This window comes from Enterococcus sp. OL5, from assembly GCF_006491895.1.
In the GTDB taxonomy this organism is placed as follows: Bacteria; Bacillota; Bacilli; order Lactobacillales; family Enterococcaceae; genus Enterococcus_D; species Enterococcus_D innesii.
In genome coordinates this window covers 120,520-128,970 of record NZ_VHIL01000014.1, presented here as the reverse complement: position 1 = coordinate 128,970, position 8,451 = coordinate 120,520, and the positions used below count along the sequence as shown (strand labels likewise).

Annotated in this window: 6 protein-coding genes and 1 pseudogene; all 7 read right to left on the bottom strand. The window is 39.8% G+C overall.

The window, feature by feature from the left end:
- Window positions 1-950: 950 nt before the first annotated feature.
- Window positions 951-1,955, bottom strand: coding sequence for an SIS domain-containing protein (locus FJU10_RS15225; protein ID WP_140966287.1), 1,005 nt, complete (start codon window positions 1,953-1,955; stop codon window positions 951-953).
- Window positions 1,956-1,966: 11 nt separating this feature from the next.
- On the bottom strand, window positions 1,967-3,016 hold the full coding sequence (locus FJU10_RS15220) for an SIS domain-containing protein (RefSeq protein ID WP_140966286.1): 1,050 nt from the start codon (window positions 3,014-3,016) through the stop codon (window positions 1,967-1,969).
- Between the two features lie 12 nt (window positions 3,017-3,028).
- Window positions 3,029-3,850 carry a PTS system mannose/fructose/sorbose family transporter subunit IID gene (locus tag FJU10_RS15215; RefSeq protein ID WP_140966291.1) on the bottom strand — a complete coding sequence of 274 codons (822 nt, stop codon included), beginning with the start codon at window positions 3,848-3,850 and terminating at the stop codon, window positions 3,029-3,031.
- Window positions 3,834-4,619 (bottom strand): annotated as a pseudogene (locus FJU10_RS15210) (PTS mannose/fructose/sorbose/N-acetylgalactosamine transporter subunit IIC). Before FJU10_RS15210 ends, FJU10_RS15215 begins: the two are co-directional and overlap by 17 nt.
- A gap of 17 nt (window positions 4,620-4,636) precedes the next feature.
- On the bottom strand, window positions 4,637-5,107 hold the full coding sequence (locus tag FJU10_RS15205; RefSeq protein ID WP_077453589.1) for a PTS sugar transporter subunit IIB: 471 nt from the start codon (window positions 5,105-5,107) through the stop codon (window positions 4,637-4,639).
- A 10-nt stretch (window positions 5,108-5,117) separates the two neighbouring features.
- A complete protein-coding gene (locus FJU10_RS15200; RefSeq protein WP_077453604.1) occupies window positions 5,118-5,537 on the bottom strand; it encodes a PTS sugar transporter subunit IIA in 420 nt (139 codons plus the stop codon).
- Window positions 5,538-5,620: 83 nt separating this feature from the next.
- Complete coding sequence (locus tag FJU10_RS15195) at window positions 5,621-8,395, bottom strand: sigma 54-interacting transcriptional regulator (protein WP_140966285.1); 2,775 nt, start codon at window positions 8,393-8,395, stop codon at window positions 5,621-5,623.
- Between the last annotated feature and the right edge of the window lie 56 nt (window positions 8,396-8,451).

Genomic DNA, 8,451 nt, shown 5'->3' with positions numbered 1-8,451 from the left:
ATAACTAAATATAAAGATGTTTTTTTAAAAAAACTTTTTGTTAGAATCGTTCTCCATATTGCCAACATTTTTCTTGATTATTTCCGTGTTTCTTCTTTTACTGTTTTATATTTATGTGTATTAACTAGTATTAAAACAAGCCTAAAAACATTGATATACTTAATAAAATTCAACACATACAAAGCATTTTCAAACCAAATAAAACTATCAATTATTTAACTCTTAATCAGCGGGTCGCGGGTTCGAGCCCCTCACGGCCCATTGGGTGCCAAACCCACGGAACAGGTAAATGTTGGTGCGAAAGCATTTCGAAAACATTTATGCTGTTCCATTTTTTTGTTTAAGTCTTTTTTGGTCACCTTGAAAAGATGTACCAGGGTTTCCTTCTCCACTGCTGATCATTCAGAAACTTATATGACTATCCTTAACACTTATCTCTATCCCCAAAAAACACCTCGCTTCTAAGTAGTTCAGCTATGCTCTTTTCAAAAATCAAAGTAATTCGGTCTAACTTTTTAGGAAGAATTTCCACTTCTCAGACGTTTTTCAATGATAGATTGCTGCCATTTATTACAAATATTAGAAACCTTTTGATTTAGCCTCCCTCTTTTTCCCGTTAACTTTAAACTAACTTAATTGCCTTTCGTTAGTTTGTTATCAACAAGGAAGTATTAGATTTTAGTAACTGTTTAAGTCCCTTCAAATCCTTTTTCTTTTCGTTTCTTTTTGCTCCTCCAAAAAATACCAAAAAAAGCGTTCCATCAACATTTAGTTAACGAAACGCTCTATACATTGTTAAATTATGAATTCAGGTGTTCTTCATTTATGAAGTTTAAGAATAGATCACTTTTTCTTATTAAGGTAGCTTCCCTATCCACTCCATAGAAACATTATATTTCAGTGTTCTTTTGGGTTATCTTTCTATCGATCCTATTCCTCTTGGTTTTCTATCAGTACTCAAATTGGCGATAGTAGCGCCGAATTTCCATTGGGTGACAATTCATTTGTTCGACATAAGCATCAATGCGCTGTGTCACACAATGCATCAATAAGTGGGACAGCACTCGGCCGCGATATTTCTCACTGATTCCTGAAACAGGATAATCCTTGGTATCGATCAATGTATAGTTTCCACAAATTCTTGGCAATAATTTAGCTACTCTTTCTGATAATGGACGTTGCTCGTCTTCTCCCAAAAACACTGTGACAGGTGTGGTTTCGTCAACGATTTCCAACGTTCCGTGAAGAAACTCAGCAGCATGGATCGATTTTGAACGCAACCAGCTTTGTTCTTCCCAATAGCACATGGCGTAAGAATAGACTGCGCCCCATTGATTTCCCGCACCGATGAAATAATGCATCGCATCGTGACGATGTTTCTCCGCAAATGCTCGCCCAAATTCATCCGCCTGCTTTTCAGCTTCTACTAATCCTTTTGCTAAATATTGATCCAATTCTCGATAGTAGGCGTCGTAATCAGGAAAATCCCCATGGTTTTTCATTAATCGATCGGCAACCATAAAGAATTTGATTTGTTCGGTTCCCGGTGCAGGATACGTGATGACATGGTCACATTGTTCCGCCAAAATACTGCCTTTTGAATCAATAAATCCTAGTAATGTCGCTCCTACTTTTTTGATTTCTTCAACTGCTTTAACCACTTCTTGTGTCGTTCCAGTAACAGAGGACAAGATGACTAATGAGTCTTTCGTCAATCGACGGTTGCCGGTTGTATAGTATTCTGCCGCATGTTGGACGTAAACCGGTAAGTCACTTTTTCCATTAATGTAAGTGACAGCTTGCATCGCAGAAGCATAGGTACCGCCAATTCCTAGATAATAGATGGCGTCAAAGCCTTTTTCGTCAATGGCATCGACTAATTTTTCAATTTCTGGACGTAGATCTAACATTCCTTGAATATCGTCAATTTGTTGTTGTTCATTAAATTTCAGCATCTTTTCCACCTCTAAATTTTACTTTTTAGCACTTGATCAAAGTCATCAAAAATACGTTTACTCAAATCGATCCCTTTAGCAGCAGCCCCGAGATAGGAGAAAATTTGGAACGGAATAACTAAGAGCAAAGAAGAAAACGTTTCTTCACATGCAACATCCAACCCAAGTGTATCGGGATTCTTTGCCGCTGCTGTGGTGATCGTATAAGCTTTTCCCACATAAGAAGCGATATAATCATGCAACAGTTGGGCTCTTGATTGATTCGGGCTTGGTGCTTCAATAAAGAAAAGCACATGTTCATGGTTGGCTTCAAGATACGGCCCGTGCATATACGCTTCCAATTCAAATCCTTGCGAAGGCACTCGAATCGTTTCCGTAAATTTCGTTTCAAATTCTTTAGCGGTTCCCCAGTTTGGTCCATAACCGACTGCCACAAACCGATTCGCTAGTTTAAAAATACTTGCGTTTTTCTCAAAAAAATCAATTGTCTTAGCAATGACCTGAGGAATGGCTTCAATCATCTCCTCTAACTGATTTTTGATCATCGACACTTGGTCGTCGGATAATATACCTTTGCTGTAGCCAATAGATACCCCCATTAAATAGAGTTGCAATACTGTTGCTACATATCCTTTGGTCACGAATCCAACGGTCTCGATCCCAGTTCCTAGATCAATGCTTTCGTTAACTTTTTGAGCAAGGGGACTTTCGGGATCACTGCTTAAACCGATCGTATAAATATCTTGCTTGGACAACTGCGCCACTGCATCTATCGTAGAAGCACTTTTTCCGCTTTGAGAAACCGCCAAAACTGTCTCGATTTCTTTAGAAAGATGGCCGTAATGATTAAAGTGGTATGGCTCTTCAATCGTGACAGTGATCTGCGCTAATTTCTCCATTGCGTACTTTGCTGCTAAACAGGCATTGGCAGAAGAGCCCGTTGCCAAAATCAGTAAATTCTCGATTGCAGCTCTTTTTTCTTCTTTTTTAGGAACAAACCCCTGCAAGATCTCAACTAGTGTTGCTTGCTCTTCTTGTATATAGTCCATCATCGTTGCCACAACAATTCCTCCTTAAAAGAGTCCAATCAAGGATCCTAAAATACCTACGACTGCTAATCCCAGCAGAATAATTAGCGGCTTGACTTCTTTTTTCAAAAGATAAAAGACAGCCCCAAAGGCACCCAATGACAATATTTTCGGAACGATATCATCAAAGATGCTTTGAACCGTAACTGCATTTTCTCCTGAACCAATCTGCAACGGAATGTTGATATCGATCATCGTAGCGGTCATTCCTCCTACGACCATCAAACCAATGATTGCAGCGCCATAAGTTAAACTTTCCATCAAACCGTTTTCCTGAATTTTCTTTAAAAATCCTGTCCCAAGCTTATATCCCCAACCAGTCGCAAAATAACGAAATAGTAGATGAGGAACATTGAAAATCACTAGAAACAGAATCGGACCTAAGATATTTCCTTGTAATGCCAATGAAGTTCCTACCCCAGTAGCAATTAGCCGCAACGTTCCCCAAAAGAAGGAATCACCGATTCCCGCTAAAGGGCCCATCAAAGAGGTCTTGATGTTATCAATCGCTGAAGAATCAAAATTTGGATCATTGACATTTTCTTCTTCCATCGCCGCATTGATTCCTAAAATAAGAGTGACGATATGCGGGGTCGTGTTGAAAAATTCCAGGTGCCGTTTCAACGCATCGGCCATCGATTCTTTTGTTTTGTAGAGTTTCTTTAAAATCGGAATCATCGCATAGACATAAGCTAGATTCATCTGTCGCTCATAGTTCCATGAGAACTCCATTTGAAATGAACGCCAGAAGACACGATTCAACTCTTTTTTGGTAATTTCGGGTTTCTCATTAGAAGTCTTCATCATCATCTAGTACCTCCACTGAAGTCATTTGAATAGATTGCCCTTGTCCACGAATGTTTCTTAAATTCACGACTACAACAGCCGTTATTGCTCCGAAGATTGCAATCCCTGTAACAGGAATCTCTAAATAAGCTGCTAATGCAAAACCTAAAAAGAAGTACGGTGCAACTTATTTGTTAATCAGTAACCTAGCCAACATGGCAAACCCAAGGGCTGGAATCAAACCAGTTGCAACTGATAGGCCGTTCTGTACAAAGGCTGGAATCATAGCCAATAATTTACTAATCGTATTGCTGCCTACCATAAAGGAGATCGTCACTACAAGGGCTAACATCAGAGATAGGCCAAAACCTGCTAATAAGTGCATTCGTTCTACACCTTTGTAGTTTCCATCTGCCGCGTATAAATCGGCTTTTTGGTTCATCATTGGGATAAGCAACCCCAAGTAAACATTTTTCAAGATAAGGGTCAATGTGGCGATTGGAAGTCCCAACAGTAAAGCCGTCTCGGTTCCCGCTCCTGCCGTAATTGCGAAAGCTGTACCCAGAATCCCTCCAGTTACGACATCTGGCGGAATAGAAGCACCGACAGAAAATGAGCCGATAAACGCTAACTCTAGTGTTGCTCCCATAATAATTCCAGTGTTTATGTCCCCCAATACGATTCCTGTAAACAATCCAGTGACAATCGGACGCGACAGTAATGACGTTCCTAATGCGTATTCAGACTGCGCAATAAATGCAACAATTCCAAGTAATATTGCTTGCAGCATCTCTTTTGCTCCTTTCTTTATAAAACATCTTCGACAGCGACTTTTTTATCCGAAGGTACTTGACGGATATCGACAGCGATTCCTTTTGCAACCATTTTTCTCAAGAGTTCTTCTTCTGCTGGTAAAACATTGACTGCTTTGCCAATATTTTTAGAGCCTTCTTTGGCTTTGATCCCACCGAGATTGATCTTGTCGATCTCTGGACAGTTTTCTGCTAACTTATACGCATCTTTGATGGAATCAACTACGATGAATAATTTGTATTTATCCGTTACACCGCTTTGCAGGGCATGAATTGAATCCTCAATTGATTTGATCACCAGTTTTACGCCTTGCGGTTTTGCTAATTTGATCGTTGTCTTACGAATATCATTTGTCGGTACATCATCATTGGCAATCAAAATACAATCTGCGCCTAAATTTTGGGTCCAAGAAAATGCGACTTGGCCGTGTAATAGCCGATGATCGACTCGTGTCAAAATAATCATGTCGTCCCTCCTAAAATTCTTCTTCTTCGATTTCTTTTGCTACACTATCATTGCAAAACTGGATCATATCTTTCGAATTTGCCAGCGCTTGATGGATCGTTTCTGAAATTGCACCTCCCCCTTGAAGTTGTGTCGTCAATTCAATCAACAATGGCAAATTCAAACCTGCGATTAAATAAAAATTGGGTTGTTGGATATAACGCAAAAATTCATTGTTCACGCTGCCGCCAAAAATATCTGTGATAACGATCACTTCATGTTCTTTATATGTTTCCATCAGGGTATCTACCGTTGTCGTTAGATCAAATGCTTCGTCCACATAACAGTCAATCGCAAGGACTGATTGTTTTTTACCGCAGATAAGTTCTAACGAATGCAAGATTCCTGATGCAAATCGTCCGTGGGATGCTAAAATAACGAGTCGTTCCACTGCTTTCACCTCACTTTGCTCCAAGTTACATCTTACTAAACGCAAAAAGCGTGCCAAAAAAAGTGGCACGCTTTTCTTATCGATTAAAAATCTGCTTCAACCATTGAAGAATCAGTGTTTCCAAACAAAACATCATAGATGTAGCAAACTTCAGATTCCGGTATCGCGACACTGTAAACCTTTTCAATGACACTAAATGCTTTTTTGATCTCATTCAGCTGTTTTTCATGACACTGGAGTAATGTGTCGCTGGCATGATAAGTATCAATGGCTTCATTTCGAATAAGACGCTCAATTAAGCAACTTGTATGGACAAACAACGCGAGTTTGCGATCATTGGCGATCCGTTGCTGCCACATACGCTCCAGATTTCCCACGAAAAATTCCATTTGAGAAATCACTTTTTCTGTATCTAGAATCGTTACCGATTGAATCACTCGATCCAATGAAAAGTTTCTTACTAATTGATTGTTCACATAGGCAATCATCTCTTCATCCAATTCTTCTTTTAGCCAACTTAATAGCACCTCTGTCCCAGCACCCGAAATTAGTTCTTCTAAAGAAATAAAAGGAGCCAGCTCTTGGCGAGGTTTAGTGGTTCCCACAACACCAACAATGTCATACGCTGCCAATGTCTGTCTTATATGTTCACTGTTTTCCAGCTGGTTGAATTCATAAGGAAGGATCCGAATCTGTAAATGATCAGGAATACTCTTTTCTAATAAGGTAGAGATTTGAACAGCAGTTCCAATTCCGGTTGAACAAGTTGTAATGACAACTTTCTCTTTTTTCACTTTTGGAAGAATGATTTCCCATTCGTTTTGGTGAAAGGTATTTACTCGCTCTGGAATTTCTCTCAAGGAAATATTCTGTTGGATACACTCCCCCACAGCGAGGGCTACACTTGTCGTTACATTGTTCATCATAACAATTGGAACCGCCAATTCTGGAATATATTGATAGACTTCTTTCAAAGATCCCATGTCGAACAAGACAACGAGTCCATTAGATACATCGTTTTTCTGAATATAGGTGGTAACCCTTTCCGCAATTTGTTTGGGCGTGACCTCTAATGGCATATCGAAAGACTGAAAAACCGATTCATTCAATAAGCGGTTCGCAACATTCGCGATACTACTGGCGGTTGCGTAACCATGGGCTACTATGATGCTACGGGGGAGCGATGAATCTTTGGAATACCCCATATCATTGATATAAAGTGTAAAAATGATTCGGTCCATACTTGTTAACTCGATATCCAATGCTTTTTGCACTAGGCCTAACAAATTCTCGGTGTAACGATCACTTGTAGAATAATGCTTTTTCACACTTTTCAATAGATTTTCTGTCAATAAAAGTTTGTCTTGATCATCCGGCAGCCACTCCACATTTCTCCGCAACCATAAATAATAACTGATTGTATAAACCATGCTACCATTAAAACTGATTTGAAAAGAATGCTCGATCTGCTCCATCATTCGCTGAACATGTTCTGTCACAAAAATCATTGTCCGCTGCTTTTGTTCCTGTTTATGATCAAACAATAAATTTTCGAAAAGCCTTTCGATCACTTTTGAAATAGGCTCGGCTGCCGCCGCAAAGTCCTGCCCTGCTTGGACATAATTAAGTAAGATCTGTTCATACGTTTGAATGATCTTTTGTTGTTCGGGTTCACTTTCCGCAGTTAGCTGCTGGATTTGAGTTTGGCTATCAATAAGAACCGGTTGCATTGTCCCCATTTCATTAGGTTCTTCTGTCAGTTGCAGTAAGTGTTCTGGCAAATGATACACAGTGACTGCTATTTTTTTTACTTCTCGTTTTAAACTGGCTGTATAGCTTTTGGCTGTAATAATTTTGATTGTACTTTTTAATTCACCGACATTCCCAGAAAAATGACTGGTCGTTAAAATTTCGATTACTTGAGGTGAGAGCTCTAACGGCAAACCGATACGTTTTTGTTCTTCAATAAATGCTTGCAAAATCAACTGCTTCCTTTCGGAAACCGTCCGTTCTTCCAAAGCGGGCAATGTCGCTTGGATCGGAATTCGCCGTATAAAGGTTGTTAGAAATGTTTGTTTCAAATCTTCGGTGGTCGCAAACACCAACCGACAATCAACTGAGATTGGCCGGCCCGTATCCCCCATTCGATAGATAACTCCCTGATCCAGAAAAGTGAATAATTTTTCCTGTCCTTCAGCATTCAGTCGATGAACTTCGTCAAGAAAGAGGACTCCACCGTCTGCTGCTTCAAATGCACCTTCGCGATCTTCTTCTGCGCCAGTGAAGGCTCCTTTTACATGTCCAAATAAATTGCTCGTCAATAGCTCATGGTTATTGGCATACTGTGCGCAATTGATCGTAATCAGCGGAGCATCACTTTCTAGTAATTCATTTGCCACACAATAATGATGGAACATTTTTACGAGAAAACTCTTCCCAGTTCCACTTTCTCCCGTCAATAAGAAGGGAAGCCCGCCATTCGGATAGAAGGCTGCCATCTTGATCTGTTCAATGATTTCTGCCAGACTACCTTTGCTGCCGATCACACTGGAAAAGAAATCTTCTTTTTGATCAAAAAAAGGCTTTTCTTCCGCCACCGCAGCCAGACTATCATACACGTTTTTTGTTAAAGGATAATTTTGGATTTCAAATGCCTGCTTATGAAAAAAATAAACGGGTCGGGTCGCAATTTTCACAAGGCGACCTTCTTCCGTTAACTGATTCAAGTAGTGACTGATGGTATTTCTCTTGACGGAAAACTTCTCGGCAATATCTTTCGCAGTAAAGATATCGCTTACATTTTCGATAGAGAAAAAAGCTGTTTGATTTTGCAAATACGCGAGTAATTGTTCTTTCATTGTCGTTCTCCTTGTCCGCTTTCTCTGATTATCATAACTTAAAAAGCTTGGGGATG